The following is a 22,991-nucleotide window of genomic DNA, read 5'->3' on the forward strand; positions in this document are numbered from 1 at the left end:
TCTTATACTTGCCCTATCGTAACTGTTCAGTACTTTCACAGTCACGCGCAATAAATGCACAGACCTACTGAACCGTTACGTCCTATCTACAAAGGCCCCGCTGCCAGTATTTTGGCGGCGGGGTCTTTCGCATAGATTTCCTTATCTCCTTATCAGAATGACACACAATCCACAATAGGACGGTTGATGATCTTCTCTACGCCCGCCAATAAGTCCTTGTCAAACATGGGAGCCGCCAACTTCAGATGCTGATAACCCACATGAATGAGATAAACTTCTTGGCCCTGTTTCAAGTCAGATGTAGGCGTTGGCCGTCCAGTCTGGCTGTCAAATGTCATAATCAGATCAGGGAATGTGCCTTTGCGCTGTCCATCTGGTCCATCCACCGTCATGTACTCATTCCAGAAAGACATCTCATATCCACCAATCTTAACGATACCTACATCAAAGCCGCCTTCACTGCGCAGCTGATACTCCTCTACCGGACCGTGAGCCAATATCTCACCGCCTAAAAATTCACAAACCTCCTGCACACCATTTTCTACCGACTTTTCTAATCCCTGTGAATAACGGCGTCCCGTCTCAATAGCCAGTGACAAGCCCCCCACAGCGCTGTTTTTTTGCAGGAACGAAGCCTTCACCGGGTTCCGGATTACAGCCACAAGGCCTCCAGCCTCCACAGCAGCCGCCCGCACCAGTTTAGAACAATGATCAATAGAACCTGTAACTGTACATTCCACGTGTCGACCCAATTCCTTTCGTCCGCCCACACAGGTCATGGTAGTAATATAATTGGGATCACGATGAAGATTCAGGCTTCCCATCACTCCCGTAGGATGAGCACGGCCGTTGCAGGGAGCGTCTATCAGAGGGATTCCCAGCATGGATGCCTCTAGCCATCCATTGAACGTAGAACCGCCTCCATTCTCATTAGTAACGATACCTCCTGGACGAATACCCGTGCTTTGAGTAAAGAGCTCCACGCAGCGCATCATATCTGCCGGGGAGACAAACTTCTCCTGTGCGGCAGGAGCCCCTACCATAGAAGCTGTGACAACCACGGTTTCCGGATCAATCTGATCCAACGGGGTTAATTCCAGCTGGCTGAACCGCACAGCCAGATCTCCGAACTCAGCTCCGGTCTTTGCCGAACCGCCTCCACCGCCGCCAAGAATGGAGCCACCAAGAGCCGCCCAACGGACATGTTCTTCTGTCAATTTCATTCTAATATGTTCCATAACTTTCTTCCTTTCTATATTCTACATCAAAATGCTTCCACCTTAATTCTTCTTATTTGCCATCAGATTAAATACCACATGCAGCACAACCGTAGCTACCATACCATTAATAGCCTGAATGCCCGGAGAGAAAATAGCAACTGCTACACCACATCCCCAAGCCAGAACGGAAGGCCACTTGATAAGTGGAAGGTTTTCGTAAGAAATGTCATTATAATTATAATTATGTTTTATTCCAAACAAAGGCAGTACCAAATAATCAGCCACCATAACTGCAGCCATTGGCGGGATTACAATACCAAGCCATGTCATATACGGCACAAAGTAGTCCACCACACCACAGAAACCTAAAGCAATTCCGATAGCGCCCAGAACAATGGTAACAGTGCTCTTTTTCTTCACTTCGATAATGTTGCATGTCGCATTGGATGCGGAGTACAGGTTCTGCTGGTTAGTTGTCCATGCAGCTAAAGTAATAAGCACAGCACCAATGATTCCTGAACCAGTGGCCAATACGCCGATGTAATCAGATACTACTCCGAAATCCCATGTTTCCAGATGCAGAGCAGCTGCAATACCAGCAATTGGAAGCAGAAAATGACCAAAGAAAAGACCAGCGATCCAAACGATAGAGATCTTTATGATATCCGTCTTTGCAAATCGGCCGCAGTCGGGAACAGTAGCCATTCCGGCTGCCCAGCTGCCAATAACTGTGGTAACGCCAGTAGCCATGGTGCCAATCTGACTTCCCGTAGGGCTATAAGAGAACAAAGAATCTACGCCAATCAATCTTACACAGTTAACCAGTGCCAAAACAATAAACAGAAGCAACGGAATCGCTGCAAATGTGCTTAACTTCTCCATTCCCTTAAATCCCTTAATTGCTGTAGACGCCATCATAATTCCGCCCAGCACTGCCAGAATCGGTACACTTATCGGAAGATACTGAGACCAAATCTGCCCAAAGAAGCCCAACTGGGTGGCAAACCAACCCACGGAGGTCACACAGATAATCGCCGAGAAAATATAAGTTCCTACCCGACCTACGGTAAACCGAATCAATGACATTGCTGCCAATCCGGTTTTTGAACCGATATACACAGTCATAATCATGACCACCACTAATATAATATCACCGATTGACAGGGCAATGAGAGCATCCCGAAACTTCATGCTGGATCCCAACGCCGTACCTGTAGCCAAGTCTCCTACTACTACATTCCAACATAACCAGACGAAAAACATCTTAATCCATCCGTACCGCTTATTCTGAGGAACCGGAGTATAAATATAATCCTGATCTTCCACGTTAGACTCAGTTGTCACAGCATTCACATCTTGTTTTTTATCACTCATATGGCTCTCCCTTCTTTTAAAGCACACAATCCGTTTCTTCTATCAACTTGTCATACCATGTAGTATGTCTGGTCCCAAGCATTGGCTTTTCTCGAACCAGGTTTATCACTGGACATCCACTTTCATCTGAGAATATAAATCGAGTATCCATTGTCATATCTGCAAATCCGCTCTCGTTGAGCACCACCTCATTCCGCGGTACTAGGAACATATCTGGACCAAATATGCCGCTCACTCCTTTTTGAGCCGCAAAGGCTGCGTATGTACTATTTTCATTAGCCCTTACCCTAGCAAGATGATAATGTTCCACCTCCTGTTGAACCTCTGGAATACCAGGAGGGCACGACGGATTTTCCACCGCTGGAACAGCTAAAATATCGCATCCGCCATTGGCCAGCAATCGAGGCACTTCCGTAATAAAAATTTCGTTGCCTAACAGTACACCGATTCTGCCATAAGGGCGATCAAGGACCAGTCCGGCACGGTCTCCTGCTTCCGCCCACTGTGCTTCCCTCTCAGTCAGATGACTCTTCCGATAGTAATGTCGAGAACCATCTTCGCACAAGCATGCTGCTGCATTCCATAGCTTCCCGTTTTCTTCTAATACAAAGCCCAGAATCACATCCACATGATTCTCCATGACTAGAGAAGATAGCTCTTTCCACACAGGATCATCCTCTCGAATGGCCATGCACTGTGCTTGCTGCAAGTCATCAGGCACACCTCCAAGCACCAGTTCAGGCAGAACCAGCAAGCGCTCTCCTTGCTTCCCAGCTTGACTGATAGCCTGCTTTACAGCCATAAACCCTTCTTCCCGATTCTCTGGCTTTATGCTGCATACCGCCGTAGAAAATTGCTTTCCCTCAAGCAATGGCTCCGTAGCATATGCTTGGTAATACTGACTCTGATACCATGGATAACGCTGTAACTGAAGTTCACGGTAGAGCTTCGGGCGGCGTAAAGGAATCTCGCTTCGATCCGGCTTCATCTCTAAATCAATCTCAGCCATAGCAATTCCATCTCCATAAGGATGACACGCCACTACTCTGCCCTCTGGATCAATAATCCCGCTTCCGCCGCAGAAATCGAATCCTTTTTCATTTCCGTGTCGATTAGAAGCAATCACATACATACCGTTTTCCTTAGCACGTGTCAGCCAGATAGATGAAGGGATAGATGGCTCGTTCCAGTTCATAGGCGAACACAAAACCTGTGCTCCCATAAGCCTGCTTAACCTAGGTCCTTCCGGATAACTTAGATCCATACAAATCTGTATGCCTATATTTCCAATAGGAGTATTAAACACCTTTACCGGTTCATCTCCCGTTTTAGCCCATGTACTATCAGGAACATAATGGTGCATTTTCCGATGTCGGCCAATCAGCCCCTCCGGTCCTATAAGAACCGCTGAATTGTACAACCTCTCTCCATCCGACTCAGGAAGTCCTGCAACCAAATAGCAATCTAACTCCTTTGCTAAATTCTCCAATAATCGTACCGTTTGCCCATTTGCTATGGGCTCTGCCATCTCGGCCGCCTGTTCCATGCTATCAAAATAGTATCCAGTCGCACACATTTCTGGCAGGACAATGAGCTTCGCCCCTTGAGCTGCTGCCTGACGCACCAAGTTCGTCAGAGCAGCCAAGTTTTTCTCTTTATCCATAAAATGGCAGTCATATTGGATTGCAGCACCTTTGTATTTCATGATTCTCACGCTCCTTTCTATCGTTCATTTGTTCGATGTTCCTATTATAGGAACAGCATTACTTAGATAGGAATTATGTTTTTATATTAGCATCTTGTCAGAGTCTTGTCAATATATTACATCATTTTCTAACAGATTAATTTTATGTCAATATTTTTAGCAACAAAAAAAAGAAACCCAGACAAAAGAGTATTTCTTCTGTCCGAATTTCTCATATTATCATTCTTCTTTGCATCTCAACAAATCAATCAGATATTCTACTGTAATAGTTTGAGCCCATTTGATTATTGATCTCAACAGCCAGTTGACGCCCCTGCTGAATATATTTCTCCACAGCGTCTGGTCGTTCCAAATCATATACTCCCCCTACACTCAGACCAGCCACTAGCTGGTTAGCTGAGTTATAGATAGGAAATCCGACGGCAAACAGTCCCTCTGTCAGCCTGTTATGAGTAATATCATATCCACGAGCTCGAGCAGCTTTCAAATCCTCCTTCAGCTGAGTCTTCTCCTCTTCTGCCAACTCTAAGCTATTGAGATAGTTGCTTTGAAATTGAGGCGAAGCAAATGCCAGTAATACTCGATTGCTTGCCCCACGAAACAACGGGTATACTCCCCCCACAAACACTGAACTCAAACGCCCAGTATTATCTGAAACCACACGATCCACACACAAACTCTGATTCCCACACGGAATAGTAAGATAAGTGCTGATCTTGGTGCGCTCATGGAAATTCCAAAGAAAATCGTGAGCAATTCGTTTAACATCCAGCCTATGCACCGCACAAAATCCCAATATCAGCACCTGCTCTCCCAAAGAGTACTGTTTCGTAAAAGGATCCTGTATTAAGAATCCCTCTTCGGTCAAAGTATGTACCAATCGATAGGCGATGGTTTTTCCCACCCCCAGCTCCCTGGCAATCGACGGCAGAGACAGTGTATTCTGCTGTCTGAACATTTCTAAAATAGTTAGGGCACGGCCAACCGTCTGCAGGTAGCTCGCATCCTCCTTTTTATTTGGATTCATCTCTCCTCCTTGCGTTTGTAATTTTGTAACCGTTCAGTACCTTCACAGTTACGTGATTTTTACTCTCCCGTTGCTTCCCGGTAAGCTTTACTGCCCCCCTCGCTCCAGATTAGAAGTCATACCGCACCACCTGGCAGTTTTTTACGCCAAAGGATGCAAATTCTTCATTGGTCATATCCGTAAAATACGACTGAATCATCCTTGAAATTCCATTGTGTGCCACCAGAATGTATGTCTTATGGTCAGACTCCTGTTTTATCTCATCCAGCAGATTATAGATACGCTGCGCAAGCTGCAGCATGGATTCTCCCCCTTCATATCGGCAGGCAAATGACTCTTTCGCCTTCTTAAACTCTTTCCCGTCTCTCGGCGTAGACTCCCATTTTCCAAAATTCTGCTCTATGAGTCTTGGTTCTTCCCTGCAGGGAATCCCGCTCATTTCAGAAATAATTTTTGCTGTATCTGCCGCACGGCTAAGGGGTGAATAGAGAATCTCATCTGCCTTGATTCCGCTTTCTACAATATTTTTCCCGGTTTCAGCCGCCTGCTGCCGTCCATGCTCCGTCAACGGACTGTCTGTTGCTCCGCAAATCTTATTTTCCACATTCCACACAGTCTGTCCATGTCTCACAAAATAAAAATGTCCCATGATGTCATCCCTTCTCATTAGCTTCGCAAGCTTTTTTATACCCAGGAAATTCCCTGCTGCCTATCATCGTCATACATCATTTCCGTCATTGATAATCCTGGGAAAGCAGCTGTCATAATTGTATTATAACTATACTCAGGTTAAGATACAACTCTATCCTTTACTGGGCACGTATGCGCAAACAGTTCCAGTGCTGTTCTCAAAATCCGTTTCTTTGTACCTTCTGCCATAATTATTTTCTTCATTAAAGTAACCATTCGATAACTACGCTATGATTACCGAATGGTTACTTATCAAGAACTAATGAATAATTCAAGTCGATCGTCTTCCATTTGACTTGCCTCCCTCGAAAACCCTTCGTTTTTCCTCGAACGGCAGCCCTAGATCAATGCCGGCTGCTTCCGACGCCCCCAACTTATCAGCAGATACTTTCAGAACCACACCATACCATTTATTATTGTCGTTGCGCCTCAGCACAGCTTTCCAGTCATTCCAGGGATATTCCAGCTCTGCGCCGTAATGGTCATCCATCTCATCGTAAATAATATGCTCGATAATTGCCGTGGTCTTTGTTGAATAGACCACAACTTAAAGGGTGCTTGCTTTCTTCATGAACTCCAGATAAAGGCTGAACAGCACGGCGCAGACGGGAACGCTGAACAGCATCCCTAAGATGCCAAATGCTTCGCCGCCAATCGTAACAGCCATCAGCACAAGCAGTCCAGGAAGTCCGACGGACTTGCCGACCACCTTGGGATAAATCAGATTGCCCTCCACCTGCTGCAAAACGACCAGAAAGAGAATGAACCACAGAGCCTTGCCAGGTTCTGCCAGCAGAATCAAAAACGCACCAAAGCCGCCGCCAATCCATGCGCCAAAAATCGGCATCAGCGCAGTGACGGCCACAAACGCGGAGACAGCACCGGCATACGGAATCCCAAGAATCAGCATTCCAAAGAAGCACAGAACACCGATGATAACCGCTTCGGTAAGCTGGCCGCTGACAAAATTTGTGAAGGTCTGATTGGTCAGCGCGGCAATACTAAGAAGCCGCTGCGCCGTCTTTTGCAGAAGGACTGTCTCAATGAGTTTTTTCAAATGTGCCGCGACGACCTCCTTCTTCGCAAGCAAATAAAGTGCAAAAACAAGCCCCAAGAGAACATCTACAAAAACCGACAGGACAGAGGTTGCCGCGCCCCATGTCACGGTGAGAATCCCGCTTTTCTCGTCACTGATCAAGGCGGTGACCTTCTCAATCAACAGGTCAGAGTCTATGACATATTCGGGCAGGACAATGTTATATTTTGCAGCAAACTGGACAACGTCAGCCCACCACCGCCCGATTTCCTCCACATAGATCGGAATGTTTTGGATAAACTCATCGCCGGATTCCCGCAAGCTGGGGAGCATCATAAATACCACAGCAAATAGAATTCCAAGGATAAGCACGGTGCTTGCTGTCAGGCACACGGGGCGGGTCAGCTTTGCAGGAGCTTTGCGGCACGCCTTGTTCCAGCAGCATTCCATTGGCCGAAGAACTACGTTGATCAAAAAAGCAATCGCGCCGCCGATCAGAAACGGAGTGAACAGTGCAAGCACCTTGCCGAGAAAACACAAAACAGCGTCAAGGTTTACCAGCGCCCATGCGAATACAATAAGCAGCAAAAAAGCACGGATGATATAGCGAATGATCGTCTCGTCCGGCCATTTGCCTCCCTGCGGTGCGGGTGTTTCATTTTTGTTAGAGGTTGGATTTTGCAATTTTTTCTCCATGTTTTTCCTTTCTGTCAGTATCGGAATCCCTTTTTTAAATCCGAAAGCACTTTTTCAGGGCTTTATACTCACTCCTTGTGAATCGCACGATAGCTTTATTGTGCGCAGGTCAAAGACACGTCACATTGGCAAGCTTGAAATAATCAATATATTTTTCATTCGTTTTTTCTCCATTTCATTTGATAACATTATGTTGCGACTCAAAAATAGCGGAGTAAAATCAATTTTGTAAACCTGCCAGCGCCAGGAATTTTTTATCTGACTGGATACTCTGTGTCAGAAACTGACCGTCCCGAAACAGTGCATAAGTCGTGACCGGTGCAGGTACATTCTGTGCTGATTCTTTGTCAGTGATGTGGATGGCATTGAACGGGATACCATGTTCCTTTGCCGCCTCCTGCACCTTTGGTACCCAATAATAGGTATATGGGCATTGATCGGTGTAATAAAGAACAAAACCTGCTTCTTCAATCACCGGATGTTTCGCACATTCCTTGAAATACGGCGGTTGTGCCCCCGATTCAATGGAAAGATACATAAGATTGATCCCGCAGTCGGATATGTCTGCCACACGGAAACCCTTATAAGTAAGGAATTTCGGGTCAGCGAGGAATTCCCGCTTTCGGCCCTCCGCGCACAAAATGCAAATACCTTTCTTTCCCTGCACCCTGGCATCACAGATACACGCCTCCAGCAGATCATTTGAGTATCCGTGTCCCTTCATGGAGCCGGATACCCATAGACAGTTAATGTAAAGATAACCATCTGCCGCAATCGGCACCCAGGCGTTTTCAGCCGGAATGTATTCAATAAAGCATTTACCGCGTTCCTCACTGCGATAGAAAACAAGTCCATCATCAAAGCGCTGCCGCAGCCATTCCTTTTTTACAACACTCTGCTTACCGGACATGGCGCAGCAGATATGTTCCTTGTCAATATTGTCTTTGGTGATCCGAATATAGTTCATCCGTTATTCCTCCTGCTTAAAACAGCTGTCCCGGCAGCTTCTGATCTGTAACCAGCCTCAACCTTGGCAATAAAGCGATCAATGTGTGTCGCCAATAAGGAAGAAACCGATTCTTTTTCCTCCGCACCGTCGTAGACACTGTATAGAAGATACATTGGCCCATAGAATTCCAACGCCAGCTGCATAGCCTCCTCATCAGAATCTGCCAATTTGCGGAAGATGGCCGCCATATACTCCAGAGGACCGCCCGCCAGATAGTCGTGGTGAAGCTGTGCAAGCTTGGAATCACGGTATTGCTCCAGCGTCAGCATTTTACGGAAATTGTAGGAAAACGGCTCCTTTGTCCAATGGTCAAACTGGGCAAGGCTGTATGTGCGAATTTTTTGAATTGGTGTATGCAGATATGCTTCCGCAAAGCCGTCTGGTTCCGTTTCCGGCATTTCATACGCCTCAGCGCGCTCATAGTCCATCTTGTTCATTCGCTCCACGATCTTATCTAAGATTTCCTGTTTGCTGGCATAGTGCTTATATAAAGCAGCTTTCGTAATTCCCAACTGCCCTGCAATATCATTCATAGATGTCCCCAGATAGCCGTTCTGCGCAAACAGTTCCAGTGCTGTTCTCAAAATCCGTTCCTTTGTACCCTCTGCCATAATTATCTCCTTTATCAAAGTAACCATTCGGTAACTACATTATAGTTACCGAATGGTTACTTGTCAAGAACGAATGAAAAAATTATGCCCTTTCGTTAAAATGTGCAAACTCCGGCGCAAATTCGCCAAGCGCATTTCTTCCTGCTGTCTGTACCATTTTTTCCATATTCTGTATACTTCCATAACACTGCTGTTTATAAAGAATTTACCCACTCACTGACTTTCTGTTTTGTTCCGCGGTTTAACAGACTGCCTTCTGTGATAACAGCCTCTGGTGCGGATGGCTGCAATTCTTTTACAGTATTACCGAATCCACTTCCACCGGATGTTGCAAAAAGAACGATCTTTTTACCGCTGAAATCATAGGCTTCCAAAAATGTATTGATAATTGTTGGAGCTACATACCACCAGATAGGGAATCCCAGAAGGATTTCATCATAAGAGCTCATATCTATCTCTTTCTTCATAATCTCCGGTCTGTATTTCTTATCACTCATTTCCACACTGCTCCGAGATTTTTTATCCATCCAGTCAAGATCAGCCTTTGTATATGGAACTTTTGGCTCAATCTCAAATAAATCAGCTTTTGCTTCCTCTGCAATCATCTCTGCTACTTTTTTTGTTGTTCCGCTTGCACTGAAAAATGCCACTAATTTTTTACTCATAATAAAAAGCCCCTTTCTTTGCAAATTTCTTGTATAAAAATAGATGTATAAGATTTGAATTTCTCTTATACATCTATTTTATACCCATTATTTTATTATGTCTAATGCTTATATTGAATTCTATCTACAAGTCCTTTTTTCATCATCTCATAAACCGTATCTGCTGTTGCGGTATGAAGTTCAATCTGAATCCGTGGGTATTTTTCTTTATACGTTTTACATATCCTTGCCAAGGTCTCTACTGCCGCAAATTCACCGCATAGCTCAAATTTTATGCTGTAATGCCATTACGATTTCTTACAATACAAATTCCGTCATTTCGGTCATATTCATCCAGCAGTTCCGGATAATGCGTAGTGAAAATAAGCGTTTTAGAACATAGTAAATAGCCTTTCCACTCCTGCGCCAGCGAACCAAACCTTTCATGCGTAAAATACGGATATGGTGAGAAACAGCGGACTCTGACCTATTCAGTTTGTCTGCAACTTCACTGACACATGCTTCTGAGGGACCAATTTAAAATAAAGCCTTCATGCGGGAAGGGTCCCCCCTTTTGTTTTTGTTTATTTCTGAACTTTAAAGATTTTTCACAAACAGTGCCCGGATAGCGTTGAGGACGGCTATAATCATCACGCCCACATCCGCAAACACGGCCAGCCACATATTGGCGAAGCCCAGAGCGACCAGCACGAGGCAGACCAGTTTTACGCCGATGGCCACCACGATGTTCTGATAGACGATGCCAAGGCACTTGCGTGAGATTTTGATTGCTTTGGAAATTTGCATTGGATCGTCATCCATCAGTACTACATCCGCAGCTTCAATGGCAGCGTCAGAACCCATAGCGCCCATAGCAATGCCGATGTCTGCCCGGCGAAGCACCGGGGCATCGTTGATGCCATCTCCCACAAAAGCCAGTTTTTCTTTCTCCGGCTTGTTCTGAATCAACTGCTCCACTTTCTCCACCTTGTCGGCAGGAAGCAGTTCACTGTAAACCTCATCCAGCCCCAGTGCGGAGGCTACACTATCAGCCACCTTCTTGGCGTCACCAGTAAGCATCACAGTCTTGCGAACCCCAGCCGACTTTAATGTCTGAATGGCTTCCTTGGAGTGAGGCTTCACGATATCGGAAATAACAATGTGCCCGGCATATTTCCCGTCAATCGCCATGTGAATAATGGTGCCTACGCTGTGGCACGGAATAGCCTGGACCCCCAGACGATTCATGAGCTTGTCGTTTCCAGCCGCGACCTGATGATCATCCACTGTGGCGATGACACCGTTGCCGCTGAGCTCCTGAATATTGGTTACACGGCTGCGGTCAATTTCCATGCCATAGGCTTTCTGTAAGCTCTTGCTGATGGGATGACTGGAAGCGCTCTCTGCCAGGGCCGCGTACTCCACCAGCTTGCGTTCGTCCATCTCGTTGTGGTGGATGGCGTTGACCTCGAACACGCCCTGGGTCAGAGTACCGGTCTTGTCAAAGACCACGATCTTAGCCTGTGACAGGGTCTCCAGATAGTTGGACCCCTTCACCAGAACGCCCGCCTTACTGGCTCCGCCAATTCCTGCAAAGAAGGACAAAGGAATGGAAATGACCAAAGCGCAGGGGCAACTGGCAACGAGGAAGGTCAGCGCACGATAGATCCAGGTCTCCCAGCCTGCATCCAGCCCCATGGCAAACATCCGTACCAGCGGCGGCAATACAGCCAGCGCCAGCGCGGCATAGCACACCGCAGGAGTGTAGATCTTGGCAAAGCGGGAAATGAAGTCCTCCGACTTGGACTTCCGGGAGGAGGCGTTCTCCACCAGATCCAGAATCTTGGAGACAGTGGACTCGCCAAATTCCTTGGTTGTCTGAATATGGAGCAAACCTGTCATGTTGATACAACCGGAGATGATCTCATCGCCAGTCTTGACCTCACGGGGCAAACTTTCACCAGTGAGAGCGGCAGTGTTCAAAGTGGATTCTCCCTGCACTACGGTACCGTCAATAGGAACTTTCTCACCGGGCTGTACCACAATAATGGTGCCGATACCCACTTCGTCCGGGTCTACCTGTTCCAGTTTTCCCTCCCGTTCGATATTGGCATAATCAGGACGGATGTCCATCAGATCACTGATGTTCCGGCGGCTCTTGCCCACAGCGTAGGACTGGAACCATTCGCCCACCTGGTAGAACAGCATCACCGCAATGGCCTCCAGATAGTCGCCGTTTTCATATACAGCCAGTGCCAGAGCCCCCAGCGTAGCCACCGCCATCAGAAAGTGCTCATCGAACACCTGACCGTTACGGATACCTTTTCCGGCTTTTTTCAGAATGTCGTAGCCAATAACCAGATAATCCACCAGGAACACAGCCAGACGTACCCAGCGGCCTGCCGAGCCAAACACTTCAAATGCGCCTGCGCCCAGGACCTGCAAAATTAACAGTAGAACCGTAGCAGTCAGAATCCGCCACAACATCACTTTTTGTTTTTTAGTCATACCGGCGGAGGGCCGCATGCCGATGATCTGAAGGATCACGGCCAGCAGAGCCACCACGATCAGCAGACCGTTGATGATATACTCCTGCATTTCGTTTTACCCCTTTCACAATTGCTTATTCGTTTATTTATCTAAGAGAAAAAATGCCCTGCAAGCTGCCGCTCGACAGGGCATTTCGTTTCGCTGGCTTACAGAAATATCTCGCAGTCGGGTTCCACCTTCTTGCAGGCTTTGCGAACCTCCTGCATAACAGCCTTGGGATCCTGATCTTCCTCGAACTCCACGTTCATCTTGAGGGTCATAAAGTTCACCGTAGCACTCTGTACGCCGCTGGTCTTGCGGGCGGCATCTTCCATCAGGTTGGCGCAGTTAGCGCAATCCACATCGATTTTGTAAGTCTTTTTCATTTTGAAAATCTCCTCTCTTAATTTGTTCCTGTTGTCAGAACAATTAAATCATCGTTTAATTGTATCTTCATCATACGCAGGAAAACCGTCCTCGTCAACGCTTTGAACCCATATCCTGCTATTCGGGAAAAGGGTTCTTCTGTTTGGGCAAAATGCAGCTTTTATCGGCACATTCCAGTACCCGGTAAAAAGCCGGGAGGCATTGACAATTTGAGTCAACTTCCCGGCGTTTTATTTTCTGCATTTTCTACTGCTGCAAAGGATTCAGAAAGCAAATTGATTCATGAGAGTTGATAGCTCCCACCGCCTGCAAATAGGCATAGATGATTATGGTCCCCACAAACTTCATGCCTCGCACGCCTCCCGGAGAGCAGGCAGCAGCTCATCCAGCCGCCCGTCCAGTCCGAAGGACTTCTCTTTGATATTGTCCGCAATGTAGATCTCCCCCAGATTGATGGTCACATAAGTGGCGTTTGGCTCGCCGGCCACCAGGCGCATCATCGGGGCCTTGATCAGCTGATTGCGCCAGCCAATGCCCAGCTCTAGAACCACCAGTTTCTTTCCGTGGTAGGTTTTCAGAAAGTTTTGGAACCGTGCCTGGGCAGCGGTATCCGGAATCATTCTCTGACCCGCGCACATGTGGATGTCCATGGGACCTCCGCACTTGGGACAACGCGGCACCAACTCTGTAGGCACATGGCCGCCCTGTTCGGCAGCCGATAATTTTTCGGCCACCTCTAAACTTGAATAGAGGGTGTCGTGGCAGGGGCGGGCACACTGCATCGTAAACCAGTTGCCCTCAATCTCATAGATTTTCGTCGGATCGAAACCACACCGTTCAAAGTGACCTTCTCCGTTTGATGTGACGACAAAGTAATCCTTCTCTCCCACAATGCCCTTCAAATCGTTCATCACCGGCGTAGGCTGGTATTGCCCGCAGTAATGATGGATGAGCCGGGCCCAGAAGGCCCATTTTTTCTCCTCGCTGGGCCATCCGACCATCATTCCCTGCAAAATACAATGTAAGCCGTATTTTTGTTTGAAATCTCCAAACAATTCATCAAAGGCTGCATTATCTGCAAACAAATGCAATCCTTCGGTGATGGACAGGCCGTTACTGCCCCGATCAGGATAGCGTCCGCTTCTCTGAATTTTTCCGCAATAGGGTTCCAATCAATCATATTCGTTCGCTCCTTTCTATTTTATGGTTGCTGCGATGGATCGCACCTGCCGGAGGGCAGCTAGAGTTTTCGTGCATCCCGTAGCACTTGAGCAATGTCGGCCACAATGGTCATGCCCTTGTCCTCCAACTGTTTGGGCAGGAAGTCATACTTGTTGTTGACAGCAATATACCGGGCATGGGGAAAGCTGAGGGTCAGGTTCCAGAAAGGCTCCTGAATAAACATGGGAGTCATTCGGCCAACGCCCAGTTCCAGAAACAGAATTTTGCTGTCTTTGTGTTCCAGCACATAGCGAGAAATTTTTTCGTACTGTTCTTCGTATTTCTTTCCTTGCAGAAAATTCCCATATCCTCGCACCCAGGGGAATGCCTCACCGCCGCAGTGGGGGCACCGGGGAATGAGATCCGTAGGAATCTTCGTGCCATCCCCCATAGCGGCTACCATATCAGCCACCGGCTTTACCGCATCCCAAGTGTCATCGGTACAACAGGCGGCACACTGGAGGAAGCGGTGATCCCCCTGGACCTCCGCCACCTTCTCCTCCGGGTAGAGTTTGACAAACTGGGTATCCTGGTTAGTGGTGAGGATGAAGAAGTCCTTGCCTTTCAGCAAAGCGTCCAGATCCAGATAGGGATGACGCACAGGTGCGGTCTGGGTGGTGTGAAGGAAGGTGGCGAGATACCCCCAATACTCTTCCCTTGTCTTCCAGGGGTGCATCATCCCTGCAAAAGCACCTTTGAAGTGGTATTTCTCGGCAAAAGGTCGGAAGTATTTGCGATAGGAGTCGTTGTCCTCGTAGTAAAAATCTCCGCCACCGGCAGCGGACAGGCCGGAGGCCCCGCCCACTACCACACAATCAGCTTCCTTTACCTCCTGTACCAAACGATGGATCTGTTCGCTATACGGCAGCGGCTTTTTGTCAGTCAGCTGATAAGGCGTACTGCCGGAAGCATAGATATGATAGTGTCTGGAATAATTCATCTGGGTCTGCATGACCAGATCATCATAGAAGTTCATTGTCACCATTCCTTTCAAGTGGGTGTTATTTTTATTCTTACTTCAAATTATTTTAGCATCCCCTTGCGTCACTGTCAATATGCTGTTATAATAAAAATAACATCAAGCAAAAAGGAGATCCGGCCATGAAATATCCAACCCGCCTTAGCGATGCTGTTCATATTCTAGCTTTTATCGCTCTGTACCCAGACTGCGATCTGACCAGTAACAAGCTGGCAGAGAGCATTCAGACAAATCCTGCCTATGTGCGCCAGCTCATGTCCGCCCTGCGGAAAGGTGGACTGCTGATCAGCGTGAAGGGACATCCCCGACCTGCTCTGGCTCGTGAGCCGGAGAAAATCACTCTACTGGATGTCTATCGAGCAGTAGAGGGCAACAAGCCCCTGCTCCATCAGGACATCCACACCAACCCCGCTTGTGGCGTGGGCGTGAACATTCAACTGGTGCTGCGGGATTTTTACTTGGACATTCAAAAAAAAGCGGAACAAAGAATGCAAGAAATTACACTGAAAGATGTACTGGAACAATATCACATGAAGTTAGAAGGGACGCTCTTGCAGCGTTTATGACGGATTGATTTTCAGAAACTCTTCCATTTGGGAGAAAAATTCTTCTGAACGGGAAATACAGAACCTCCTTGCGGAGCTATACTGAGAACCGGAGAGACCTATACCCCGTATTTTGTGAATGATTAAAGAGGATCGCTACTACGAGGACATTTCCATCCAGCTGTTGGAAAATCTGGTTACATAATAATAGACAATGGACCGGCCAAATCTGAATGGCAGGCCCTAAATTAAGGAGGAAACTAATATGAAACTTGGCATTATTCGTTGTATGCAGACAGAGGATTACTGCCCCGGAAGCCGGGATTTTCGGACAATCCGAGAGAGAAAAGGCGCTTTTATGGGAGAGGATGATATTCAGTTAGTGGGCTTCATCAACTGCGGCGGCTGCCCCGGAAAAAAAGCGGTGCTGCGGGCCCGTTCTCTGGTAGAACAGGGCGCTGACACCATTGCTTTTGCTTCTTGCATCAGCAAAGGGACTCCCATTGGTTACCCCTGTCCTTTTGCTAAGCGTATGCGAGAGCTGGTGCAGAAAGAGGTAGGCGATGGTGTCCGTATCTTGGATTACACCCATGACGCTGGCCCTGAACCAGAAACATCTCAAAAGTAAAGTTTCTTTTCTCTCCGGTCTATGATAAGATAGACTTCAAGGAGGAGTGCTAAATGATTCAGAACCACTTACCCCACGACCACGGACAAACTATCGAGCATGAACTGGAATATATGCCCAGCGTAGAAAACTTTCAAACCGTAGCTGATATTTTCAAGCAGCTGGGAGATGGCAGCCGTATTCGCATTTTTTGGTTGCTTTGCCACTGTGAGGAATGTGTTATCAATCTTTCAGCCATGGTAAATATGAGCAGTCCTGCAGTTTCTCACCATCTCAAGCAGTTGAAATCAGCGGGTCTGATCGTTAACCGCCGGGACGGAAAAGAGGTCTATTATAAAGCAGCTGATACCGAGCAGGCCCGAAATTTCCACCACATGATTGAGTGGCTTGTAAAAATCGCCTGTCCGTCGCAAGTAGAAAAACAAAAAGGAACGCCATGAAAAAAGAAGAATCCAAAGTTATCGCTCAAAAACTTCAAAAGATCCCAAACGGCACCCTCGCCTTGAAGCATTGCCGGGCTGGTGGAACGGGTACTACACTCTTTGGAGAACAGTTTCGAGCGGTTACCGCTGGAAAAGGGTGTATGGAGGCATATGAAACTTTTCCTGGAATAGAGGTATCCTTCAATGTTTTTCTTGCTTCAGAGGTCAAGTTTCGGCATGATGCTTCGGATTCTGTTTTAGAAATTTACTATTGTCGCAGTGGTCGCGTGGGTTGGAATATGCACGGCGGTACTGCCGTCTATTTAGGTACAGGTGATGTGACAGCACACAGTATGGCCTGCTGCGCGGATTCCGCCATGATGTTTCCCCTAGAATATTCAGAGGGAATTTCCATTTCCGTGGATCTGAAACAGCTCTCTTCCATTTGCCCGGAAGCTTTAAAGAATGCCGGTGTGGAAGCAGACCAGTTACAGAATCGATTTTGCTCCGGAAAGCCATCCGCAATCCCGTCTTGTTCCGATTTAGAGCATATTTTTGCCCCACTCTTTTCTGCTCCTGTGTCCGTTCGAATTTCCCTCTTGAAATTGAAGGTGCTGGAAATTTTGATTTATTTGAGCAACATGAAATCGGAGCATAAAGAATTGACTCAATACTTTTCCCAGCAAACCGAATTGATAAAAGAAATTCATCAACAGTTGACAGAGCACTTGGAGCAACGATTTACGATTGCAGAACTTTCCAAACAGTATTTGATAAATACCTCCACTCTAAAGGAGATATTCAAGGCAGTCTACGGTCAGCCTATCGCCACCTATATGAAGGAATTTCGAGTGCGTCAGGCTATGAAATTATTACGGGAAACAAATGACACTATCGCGGATATTGCTTCCCAAGTAGGCTACCAAACCCAGGGAAAGTTTTCAAGCGCTTTTCAGTCTATCGTCAAAATGTCACCCAGAGAATACAGAAAAATCCAGGGTATAGCTCCATTGGATTCCTTTAGCAAAACACTGTAATGAAAAATCCCGAATTGTCATTCCCAGTATAACATGCCTTCTCCCCGCAGAAAAGCATGGCGAAAAACAAAAATGTCCCCGGAGAGCTTGTGCGTATGTTTTTTCAGCGTTTCCGATCTGAATTTCTCAGAACAGAATATCCTCCGGCTTGAACTTATCTTTTTCGGTAATGGGGCGGATCACCTTGCAGGGCACCCCTGCTGCGATGACACCGGCGGGAATGTCATGGGTGACGACGCTTCCCGCCCCGATAACCGAGCCTGCCCCGATGGTAACGCCGCCGCAGACGGTGGAATTTGCACCGATCCAGACGTTTTCCTCCAGCGTAATAGGTGCTGAAGTTCCAATGCCGTGGCTGCGCTGCTCCGGGTCGATGGCATGACCGGAGCAGGCAAGGCATACGCCGGGGGCAATAAAGACACCTGCTCCGATGTTTACCGGAGAGGTATCCAGAATGACACAGTTATAGTTGATGACCGCCAAGCCGTGGGTATGGATGTTGAAGCCATAGTCACAGTGGAAATCCGGTTGAATGCCGGTCATGGGAGAGCAGGTGCCCAGCAAGGTCTGCAGGATGCTGCGCCGCTTTTCCTGTTCGTTGGGAGCGGTGCGGTTGTACTCCCAGCACAGTTGCTTTGCACGGTTCTGTTCCTCCGTGGGGGTGTTTTCATAGCCGCTTACGTAGGCGGCAAGGCGTTTCATAATATCCAGAGCGTTCATCGTGTTTGTCCTTTCCATACAATGTTTCCTCAAGGATTATACCACATTCTCTGTCGGTGTGTAATAGGCTGTTTTCCCCTCCCTCATTTGTTTGTCCGCTTGATCTTCTCCATCACTTTGCCCTTAGCCAGCTCATCCACCAGCATGGGATATATTTTTGCAAATGGCATGGCATATACTTTTTCAGTTTCCATTTTCGTCCCTCCCTCAGGTGCGTCTATGTGCAGCGTATACCACTCTTCCGGATAATAAAGAATGTGTGCCGCCGCCCACAGCGCCAAACATCAGCCGGGGAATTTCCAGTCTGACAAACCGTAATGTACATTACTCAAAATTTTACAGATTGATAACCTTCGGTTCTTCTGTGAATGAATAAATAGTTGCGATGCCACTTTCAAAAACGAATACCGTCATCAAATTGTCATCAACCGTATACATAGACTGGAGAGCATTTTTATTTGCTTCCATCATGGCTACACGAGCTTCACGGCGAGTATCTTCTTTTACTGCACCTTTCACACGAATCCAAGTACCTTTGTTCATTCCACACATTTCAACTTTTCCATTTACTTTCATCTGATTGTAAACATCTTTTTTATTATTCGTTACAATATAAAGTTTTCCTTCAAATTCACATACAGCACCAAATGGGCGTACATGTGGCTGGTCTCCTTCTACCGTGGCAAGATAAAAAGTTCCGCATTCCTGCAAATATTTTACTACGTCATTCATTTCAAAATCCTCCTGAAAACAAATTGTATTTTTATTTTTTATGCGTATAATTATATATCATAGGAGAAAACAAACAAGTACGATATTTTACGATACTGGTATCAGAAAGGAACGTATATATGGAAAAGAAAAATCTATTTGGGCTTTGCCCGTATGTGACTTCGCAAAAAGTTTTAACAGGTAAATGGTCTATGTATATTATGTATTTGTTAACAGATGGCCCCATCCGGTTTAATGAATTACAAAGAAAAATGCCAGAAGAAATGACACATACAACGCTATCAAGACAGCTGAAAAAGTTGGAAGAAGAAGGCTTGATTGAACGCATAGAATATCAGCAGATTCCACCAAAAGTAGAATACAAATTAAGTGATATTGGAGAAAAATTCAGGAAAGTACTGAAGGAGTTGGAAATATGGGGAAACGAGTATATTCAATATTTAAACGATAAAGAATGATGAAATATTCTCCTACGAATATGGGTAGCATATAAGCTATTCAGTTTTCAAGGAACATCCGTTTTCGCGTTGGCCTCGTAGGCGCGCTTTGGTTGTCCTTGCAGGACTACCTACGGTTCATTTTGACTTTTTTAGTGTCCTATGCAGTCGGATTGGGGCAAAAAAATACCCCGTTGGTTTCCCAACGAGGCATCGAAGACGATTCTATTCTGTTTTCTGTAAACTGGTAACCGTTTATCTCCTGGTGACCATTTGAGTCACGGCCAATGTATTAAAAAAGCAAAGCTCATCTCAGCAAATCAGACAAGCTGTATTCTCCTTTGGGGATATTTGCTGTTCTGCGATACTCTTTTATAGCTTTCACCAGGAGCTGTGGGTTACTGAAATACTGCTTCACAAAATCATACGACTTCACATCATGCATCCGAAGATTTGTTTTACAAAATTCGCTTGTTTTTTTCCAGAACGCTTAAACTGATCATATGCTTTACTCAATCGAAATTCCTCTCTGCGAGAATCCAAAATCCGTATCACAGAAATCTGCTCATCAAATCCTTTCCGTAAGTATCGCTCCTCGAATCGTTTAGCACTTCTGCAACGGATAACACATTCTTCCAACATTTCTTCTCTTTTGAAAATCAGAAGATCATTATCAACCAGTATGTCGATAATAGCTTCTTCGGCAGATCCTTCACATATACACGCCTTATATTTTGCTAATTCCATTCTGCTGCCTCCTTAATTGATTGAAGCAGCCAGGCTTTTCTTCAAGCGCATATACGCTTCATATGCTGGCGTTGTTCCCTCAAGGAAACCGCTCTGGTAGGCATCACTCTTTTTAATATCATTACGTTTCAATATATGGCTCAAATTTTCTGCTGTAATGCCATTACGGTTTCTTACAATACAAATTCCGTCATTTCGGTCATATTCATCCAGCAGTTCCGGATAATGCGTAGTGAAAATAAGCGTTCCGCCATTTTTGTTCAGTCGGCTGTCCATAAAGAAGCGTAACCGCCATGTTGAATTCCAAAAGAAAAGATGCCATAAAAACAAGCAATCCAACAATCAAACTGTACTTTTTTTATTTGTTTAGGAGCACTACTTCTCTTTTCCATTGTACGCAAGGAAAACGTTATCAGTACAATGTAAAAACGTTCTATAACTTTTTGGGCAAAATTTATTCAATTTTTTTACTTCCGTGATATAATGCTTAATTATAAAAACATCAGTCAGAGACCCAACTCCCACTGAGACAAATTTGCTATTACTCACCACCTGAAGAGGTGGGAGTCTTCTCGACTGAGATAAAACGAGGTGAATCAGGTGAAAAAAAAGACACTTGTGCCTCTTCTCGTTTTTTTAATGGGCATATGCCTTGTTAGTTTAGTCGTATACAACACAGATACTCATGAAAAAGAGCAGAGCCGCACAACAGCACAATTAAATGCAACAACCTATGGAGAACGTATAGAGAATGAGATTATAAATGGAATAGAGATTACAGATGTTCTGAAACAGCTTTTGATCAGCGGAACTGGAGAAATCAATCAATTTGACACAATTGCAAAAAATATTATGTCGGATTCTGTTGAAAGCGTACAGCTTGCTCCGGCTGGTATTGTAACGGATATTTATCCGGCCGATGGAAATGAGGCAGGTAAGATTGATCTGATTCATGATAAAGAACGTGGTGAAATTTCCATATATGCAAGAGATCATCATACAATCGTTACACAGGGACCTTTTGAATTGAAACAGGGTGGATATGGAATTGCTGTCCGCAATCCTATTTATCTGAAAGATGAAAACGGGCAGGAATATTTTTGGGGATTTACCATTGTTATCCTTCGTGTTCCGGATATTTTTTCAGATGCGACAAGTGCGCTTTCGAAATTTGGATATGAATATAGTCTTTCCAAAACGGATAATCCATGGAGTGATAATTATAAAATTATTTATCAGTCAGATCGTCAATTAACGAATCCGGTTTCCTATGACTTTACGATAGGAACGGAGAACTGGAAGTTTGAAGTAATGCCTGAAAATGGCTGGGGAAACAATACATTAATAGCAGTAATCAGTGTTTTCTTTATTGCGATTACCATGCTTTTGGTAACTCTTACCCGGATGTGGCTGGTATCAAAAGAAAATAAAAACAAATTTCAAATACTGGCACACACAGATTCTCTTACAGGTATTTACAATCGCTATGGATTCGATGAACTGGCAGAAAAGATGATTAATAAAAATCCGAAAGCGAAATTTGTGGCTGTACTCCTTGATATTGATGATTTTAAATTTATTAATGATATCTATGGACATGTTTACGGAGACAAAGCATTAAGGAGTCTGGCAGACAGTATGAAAGCTTTTTTCCCGTCTGATGCGTTACTAGGAAGAAATGGTGGAGATGAGTTCTGTATTCTTTTAAAAAATTATTCCTACGAGGATGTAAAAGAGAAGCTACAGCAATTCACTATGGCTCCAAAGACATTTTCATATAAGGGAAAAGAATATCCATTTTATATTTCTCTTGGATATTCGGAATATCCGACATTTGCGTCTAACCGTTCACAGCTTATGCGCTGTGCAGATGCAGCCCTTTACGAAATAAAACTTCATGGAAAAAATGGCTGCATGGCTTATAGGGAAGGACTTGAATTAAGGGTTCGTAAACAACTGGGATTTGCATTTAGGGATATCTCCGAGCACCTTCCAGGAGCATTTATCATATACAGAGCAGACAAAGAAGATGATGAACTCTTTTATGCAAATCAGGAGTTTCTTCATATGGCCGGATATAAAGATATGGATGAACTATTCAGACTTACAAAGAAAAGTTTCAGCAACCTGATACGGGAAGATGAGAAGAAGAAGATAGAAGCAAGCATTTGGAAACAGATTGATAATGGCAATGGAAATGACTATATCCACTTTCATTTACAAAGAGCGGATGGATCGTATCTGTCTGTGCTTGACCATGGGAGAATTGTTGAGAGCCAGCAATATGGCAAAGTATTTTATGTATTGTTCATGGACTGGGAGGATATGAAAAGTCATTACAGTGAAAAATTTTCCGGATAATCGAAGGAAATATTGTAAAAAATATCGTTGTAAATAGAAAAATCCTGCTCATATTCATATATTGAACAGGATTTTTTTTAAATCGCAAGTGGAGCTTCTATTTTATTTGCCAAGGTATGATCTGTTTTCGCCAGTGAATTAAGCAATGCCCGCATCTTTGGATCCAGATTCTTTTTCTCATAAAATGCTTCTTCAAAACCCATGATAACTTAGAGGATGACACCCATCAAGGTA

General features: G+C 45.4%; 25 protein-coding genes and 2 pseudogenes. 6 read left to right on the forward strand and 21 right to left on the reverse strand.

What is annotated here, in order from left to right:
• Nucleotides 1-152 precede the first annotated feature (152 nt).
• The 16 genes and pseudogenes from DWZ76_RS00705 to DWZ76_RS00795 form a co-directional block, all read right to left on the reverse strand.
• Nucleotides 153-1,238, reverse strand: a complete 1,086-nt coding sequence (locus DWZ76_RS00705) for a DUF917 family protein (protein WP_118471474.1) — start codon at nt 1,236-1,238, stop codon at nt 153-155.
• Nucleotides 1,239-1,280: 42 nt separating this feature from the next.
• Nucleotides 1,281-2,594, reverse strand: coding sequence for a cytosine permease (locus DWZ76_RS00710; protein ID WP_118471476.1), 1,314 nt, complete (start codon nt 2,592-2,594; stop codon nt 1,281-1,283).
• A 16-nt stretch (nt 2,595-2,610) separates the two neighbouring features.
• Nucleotides 2,611-4,299 (reverse strand): nitrilase-related carbon-nitrogen hydrolase, encoded by a 1,689-nt coding sequence (locus DWZ76_RS00715; RefSeq protein WP_118471478.1) that lies wholly within the window; start codon nt 4,297-4,299, stop codon nt 2,611-2,613.
• Between the two features lie 244 nt (nt 4,300-4,543).
• Nucleotides 4,544-5,326 (reverse strand): IclR family transcriptional regulator, encoded by a 783-nt coding sequence (locus tag DWZ76_RS00720; protein ID WP_118471480.1) that lies wholly within the window; start codon nt 5,324-5,326, stop codon nt 4,544-4,546.
• 109 nt (nt 5,327-5,435) lie between these two features.
• Nucleotides 5,436-5,975 carry a histidine phosphatase family protein gene (locus DWZ76_RS00725; protein ID WP_117796838.1) on the reverse strand — a complete coding sequence of 180 codons (540 nt, stop codon included), beginning with the start codon at nt 5,973-5,975 and terminating at the stop codon, nt 5,436-5,438.
• Nucleotides 5,976-6,287: 312 nt separating this feature from the next.
• A complete protein-coding gene (locus DWZ76_RS15170) occupies nt 6,288-6,560 on the reverse strand; it encodes a hypothetical protein (RefSeq protein ID WP_242995816.1) in 273 nt (90 codons plus the stop codon).
• 3 nt (nt 6,561-6,563) lie between these two features.
• The gene (locus tag DWZ76_RS00735; protein ID WP_118471482.1) at nt 6,564-7,748 is read right to left on the reverse strand and encodes an AI-2E family transporter; all 1,185 of its coding nucleotides are present in this window, start codon (nt 7,746-7,748) and stop codon (nt 6,564-6,566) included.
• A gap of 220 nt (nt 7,749-7,968) precedes the next feature.
• Nucleotides 7,969-8,715 (reverse strand): YoaP domain-containing protein, encoded by a 747-nt coding sequence (locus tag DWZ76_RS00745; protein ID WP_118471486.1) that lies wholly within the window; start codon nt 8,713-8,715, stop codon nt 7,969-7,971.
• A complete protein-coding gene (locus DWZ76_RS00750; RefSeq protein ID WP_118471488.1) occupies nt 8,712-9,368 on the reverse strand; it encodes a TetR/AcrR family transcriptional regulator in 657 nt (218 codons plus the stop codon). The genes DWZ76_RS00745 and DWZ76_RS00750 overlap by 4 nt, the downstream gene beginning before the upstream one ends.
• A 194-nt stretch (nt 9,369-9,562) precedes the next feature.
• Nucleotides 9,563-10,033 carry a flavodoxin gene (locus DWZ76_RS00760; RefSeq protein ID WP_107000731.1) on the reverse strand — a complete coding sequence of 157 codons (471 nt, stop codon included), beginning with the start codon at nt 10,031-10,033 and terminating at the stop codon, nt 9,563-9,565.
• A 122-nt stretch (nt 10,034-10,155) separates the two neighbouring features.
• Nucleotides 10,156-10,293 (reverse strand): annotated as a pseudogene (locus DWZ76_RS15180) (LysR family transcriptional regulator); the annotation flags it as partial.
• 316 nt (nt 10,294-10,609) lie between these two features.
• A complete protein-coding gene (locus DWZ76_RS00775) occupies nt 10,610-12,610 on the reverse strand; it encodes a heavy metal translocating P-type ATPase (protein ID WP_117796834.1) in 2,001 nt (666 codons plus the stop codon).
• Between the two features lie 98 nt (nt 12,611-12,708).
• Nucleotides 12,709-12,927, reverse strand: a complete 219-nt coding sequence (locus DWZ76_RS00780; RefSeq protein ID WP_107000734.1) for a cation transporter — start codon at nt 12,925-12,927, stop codon at nt 12,709-12,711.
• Nucleotides 12,928-13,174: 247 nt separating this feature from the next.
• Nucleotides 13,175-13,282 (reverse strand): annotated as a pseudogene (locus tag DWZ76_RS00785) (DNA-3-methyladenine glycosylase I); the annotation flags it as partial.
• Complete coding sequence (locus tag DWZ76_RS00790; protein WP_243017743.1) at nt 13,273-14,100, reverse strand: NAD-dependent protein deacetylase, SIR2 family; 828 nt, start codon at nt 14,098-14,100, stop codon at nt 13,273-13,275. The gene DWZ76_RS00790 and the pseudogene DWZ76_RS00785, both read right to left, overlap by 10 nt.
• Nucleotides 14,101-14,168: 68 nt before the next feature.
• Nucleotides 14,169-15,125, reverse strand: coding sequence for an NAD-dependent protein deacetylase (locus tag DWZ76_RS00795; RefSeq protein ID WP_181986262.1), 957 nt, complete (start codon nt 15,123-15,125; stop codon nt 14,169-14,171).
• Between the two features lie 125 nt (nt 15,126-15,250).
• Between DWZ76_RS00795 and DWZ76_RS00800 the strand changes: the two genes are divergently transcribed.
• The 4 genes from DWZ76_RS00800 (at nt 15,251) to DWZ76_RS00815 (ending at nt 17,760) form a co-directional block, all read left to right on the forward strand.
• Nucleotides 15,251-15,694: an Rrf2 family transcriptional regulator gene (locus DWZ76_RS00800; protein WP_117796831.1), complete on the forward strand. Its 444-nt coding sequence runs from the start codon at nt 15,251-15,253 to the stop codon at nt 15,692-15,694.
• A gap of 244 nt (nt 15,695-15,938) precedes the next feature.
• Nucleotides 15,939-16,301 (forward strand): CGGC domain-containing protein, encoded by a 363-nt coding sequence (locus DWZ76_RS00805; protein WP_107000739.1) that lies wholly within the window; start codon nt 15,939-15,941, stop codon nt 16,299-16,301.
• Between the two features lie 53 nt (nt 16,302-16,354).
• A complete protein-coding gene (locus DWZ76_RS00810; protein ID WP_107000740.1) occupies nt 16,355-16,741 on the forward strand; it encodes a metalloregulator ArsR/SmtB family transcription factor in 387 nt (128 codons plus the stop codon).
• A complete protein-coding gene (locus DWZ76_RS00815; RefSeq protein ID WP_118471490.1) occupies nt 16,738-17,760 on the forward strand; it encodes an AraC family transcriptional regulator in 1,023 nt (340 codons plus the stop codon). Before DWZ76_RS00810 ends, DWZ76_RS00815 begins: the two co-directional genes overlap by 4 nt.
• Nucleotides 17,761-17,886: 126 nt before the next feature.
• Here the strand turns inward: DWZ76_RS00815 and DWZ76_RS00820 are convergent, their stop codons facing one another.
• The 3 genes from DWZ76_RS00820 to DWZ76_RS00825 form a co-directional block, all read right to left on the reverse strand.
• Nucleotides 17,887-18,480 (reverse strand): sugar O-acetyltransferase, encoded by a 594-nt coding sequence (locus tag DWZ76_RS00820; RefSeq protein ID WP_118471773.1) that lies wholly within the window; start codon nt 18,478-18,480, stop codon nt 17,887-17,889.
• Between the two features lie 83 nt (nt 18,481-18,563).
• Complete coding sequence (locus DWZ76_RS15185; protein ID WP_147353120.1) at nt 18,564-18,674, reverse strand: DUF2200 domain-containing protein; 111 nt, start codon at nt 18,672-18,674, stop codon at nt 18,564-18,566.
• 142 nt (nt 18,675-18,816) lie between these two features.
• On the reverse strand, nt 18,817-19,212 hold the full coding sequence (locus DWZ76_RS00825) for a pyridoxamine 5'-phosphate oxidase family protein (protein WP_107000742.1): 396 nt from the start codon (nt 19,210-19,212) through the stop codon (nt 18,817-18,819).
• 119 nt (nt 19,213-19,331) lie between these two features.
• Between DWZ76_RS00825 and DWZ76_RS00830 the strand changes: the two genes are divergently transcribed.
• On the forward strand, nt 19,332-19,670 hold the full coding sequence (locus DWZ76_RS00830) for a helix-turn-helix domain-containing protein (RefSeq protein ID WP_107000743.1): 339 nt from the start codon (nt 19,332-19,334) through the stop codon (nt 19,668-19,670).
• A gap of 411 nt (nt 19,671-20,081) precedes the next feature.
• On the opposite strand, the gene DWZ76_RS00835 is transcribed toward DWZ76_RS00830, so the two are convergent.
• Both DWZ76_RS00835 and DWZ76_RS00840 read right to left on the reverse strand, forming a co-directional pair.
• Entirely contained in the window at nt 20,082-20,396 is a 315-nt protein-coding gene (locus tag DWZ76_RS00835; protein WP_333489793.1) for a hypothetical protein, read from the reverse strand.
• Nucleotides 20,397-20,408: 12 nt separating this feature from the next.
• Nucleotides 20,409-20,672, reverse strand: a complete 264-nt coding sequence (locus DWZ76_RS00840) for a hypothetical protein (RefSeq protein ID WP_333489792.1) — start codon at nt 20,670-20,672, stop codon at nt 20,409-20,411.
• 324 nt (nt 20,673-20,996) lie between these two features.
• On the opposite strand from DWZ76_RS00840, the gene DWZ76_RS00845 reads away from it, so the two are divergent.
• The gene (locus DWZ76_RS00845) at nt 20,997-22,757 is read left to right on the forward strand and encodes a diguanylate cyclase (RefSeq protein ID WP_118471775.1); all 1,761 of its coding nucleotides are present in this window, start codon (nt 20,997-20,999) and stop codon (nt 22,755-22,757) included.
• Nucleotides 22,758-22,991 lie beyond the last annotated feature (234 nt).

The organism is Clostridium sp. AF35-15 (assembly GCF_003477745.1).
Classification (GTDB): domain Bacteria; phylum Bacillota; class Clostridia; order Lachnospirales; family Lachnospiraceae; genus Otoolea; species Otoolea fessa.

Bases quoted from the DNA above. Each gene is read 5' to 3' on its own strand.
- DWZ76_RS00705 (WP_118471474.1), bottom strand. From the start codon at position 1,238: ATGGAACATATTAGAATGAAATTGACAGAAGAACATGTCCGTTGGGCG.
- DWZ76_RS00710 (WP_118471476.1), bottom strand. From the start codon at position 2,594: ATGAGTGATAAAAAACAAGATGTGAATGCTGTGACAACTGAGTCTAAC.
- DWZ76_RS00715 (WP_118471478.1), bottom strand. From the start codon at position 4,299: ATGAAATACAAAGGTGCTGCAATCCAATATGACTGCCATTTTATGGAT.
- DWZ76_RS00720 (WP_118471480.1), bottom strand. From the start codon at position 5,326: ATGAATCCAAATAAAAAGGAGGATGCGAGCTACCTGCAGACGGTTGGC.
- DWZ76_RS00725 (WP_117796838.1), bottom strand. From the start codon at position 5,975: ATGGGACATTTTTATTTTGTGAGACATGGACAGACTGTGTGGAATGTG.
- DWZ76_RS00735 (WP_118471482.1), bottom strand. From the start codon at position 7,748: ATGGAGAAAAAATTGCAAAATCCAACCTCTAACAAAAATGAAACACCC.
- DWZ76_RS00745 (WP_118471486.1), bottom strand. From the start codon at position 8,715: ATGAACTATATTCGGATCACCAAAGACAATATTGACAAGGAACATATC.
- DWZ76_RS00750 (WP_118471488.1), bottom strand. From the start codon at position 9,368: ATGGCAGAGGGTACAAAGGAACGGATTTTGAGAACAGCACTGGAACTG.
- DWZ76_RS00760 (WP_107000731.1), bottom strand. From the start codon at position 10,033: ATGAGTAAAAAATTAGTGGCATTTTTCAGTGCAAGCGGAACAACAAAA.
- DWZ76_RS00775 (WP_117796834.1), bottom strand. From the start codon at position 12,610: ATGCAGGAGTATATCATCAACGGTCTGCTGATCGTGGTGGCTCTGCTG.
- DWZ76_RS00780 (WP_107000734.1), bottom strand. From the start codon at position 12,927: ATGAAAAAGACTTACAAAATCGATGTGGATTGCGCTAACTGCGCCAAC.
- DWZ76_RS00795 (WP_181986262.1), bottom strand. From the start codon at position 15,125: ATGAACTTCTATGATGATCTGGTCATGCAGACCCAGATGAATTATTCC.
- DWZ76_RS00800 (WP_117796831.1), top strand. From the start codon at position 15,251: ATGAAATATCCAACCCGCCTTAGCGATGCTGTTCATATTCTAGCTTTT.
- DWZ76_RS00805 (WP_107000739.1), top strand. From the start codon at position 15,939: ATGAAACTTGGCATTATTCGTTGTATGCAGACAGAGGATTACTGCCCC.
- DWZ76_RS00810 (WP_107000740.1), top strand. From the start codon at position 16,355: ATGATTCAGAACCACTTACCCCACGACCACGGACAAACTATCGAGCAT.
- DWZ76_RS00815 (WP_118471490.1), top strand. From the start codon at position 16,738: ATGAAAAAAGAAGAATCCAAAGTTATCGCTCAAAAACTTCAAAAGATC.
- DWZ76_RS00820 (WP_118471773.1), bottom strand. From the start codon at position 18,480: ATGAACGCTCTGGATATTATGAAACGCCTTGCCGCCTACGTAAGCGGC.
- DWZ76_RS15185 (WP_147353120.1), bottom strand. From the start codon at position 18,674: ATGGAAACTGAAAAAGTATATGCCATGCCATTTGCAAAAATATATCCC.
- DWZ76_RS00825 (WP_107000742.1), bottom strand. From the start codon at position 19,212: ATGAATGACGTAGTAAAATATTTGCAGGAATGCGGAACTTTTTATCTT.
- DWZ76_RS00830 (WP_107000743.1), top strand. From the start codon at position 19,332: ATGGAAAAGAAAAATCTATTTGGGCTTTGCCCGTATGTGACTTCGCAA.
- DWZ76_RS00835 (WP_333489793.1), bottom strand. From the start codon at position 20,396: ATGGAATTAGCAAAATATAAGGCGTGTATATGTGAAGGATCTGCCGAA.
- DWZ76_RS00840 (WP_333489792.1), bottom strand. From the start codon at position 20,672: ATGGACAGCCGACTGAACAAAAATGGCGGAACGCTTATTTTCACTACG.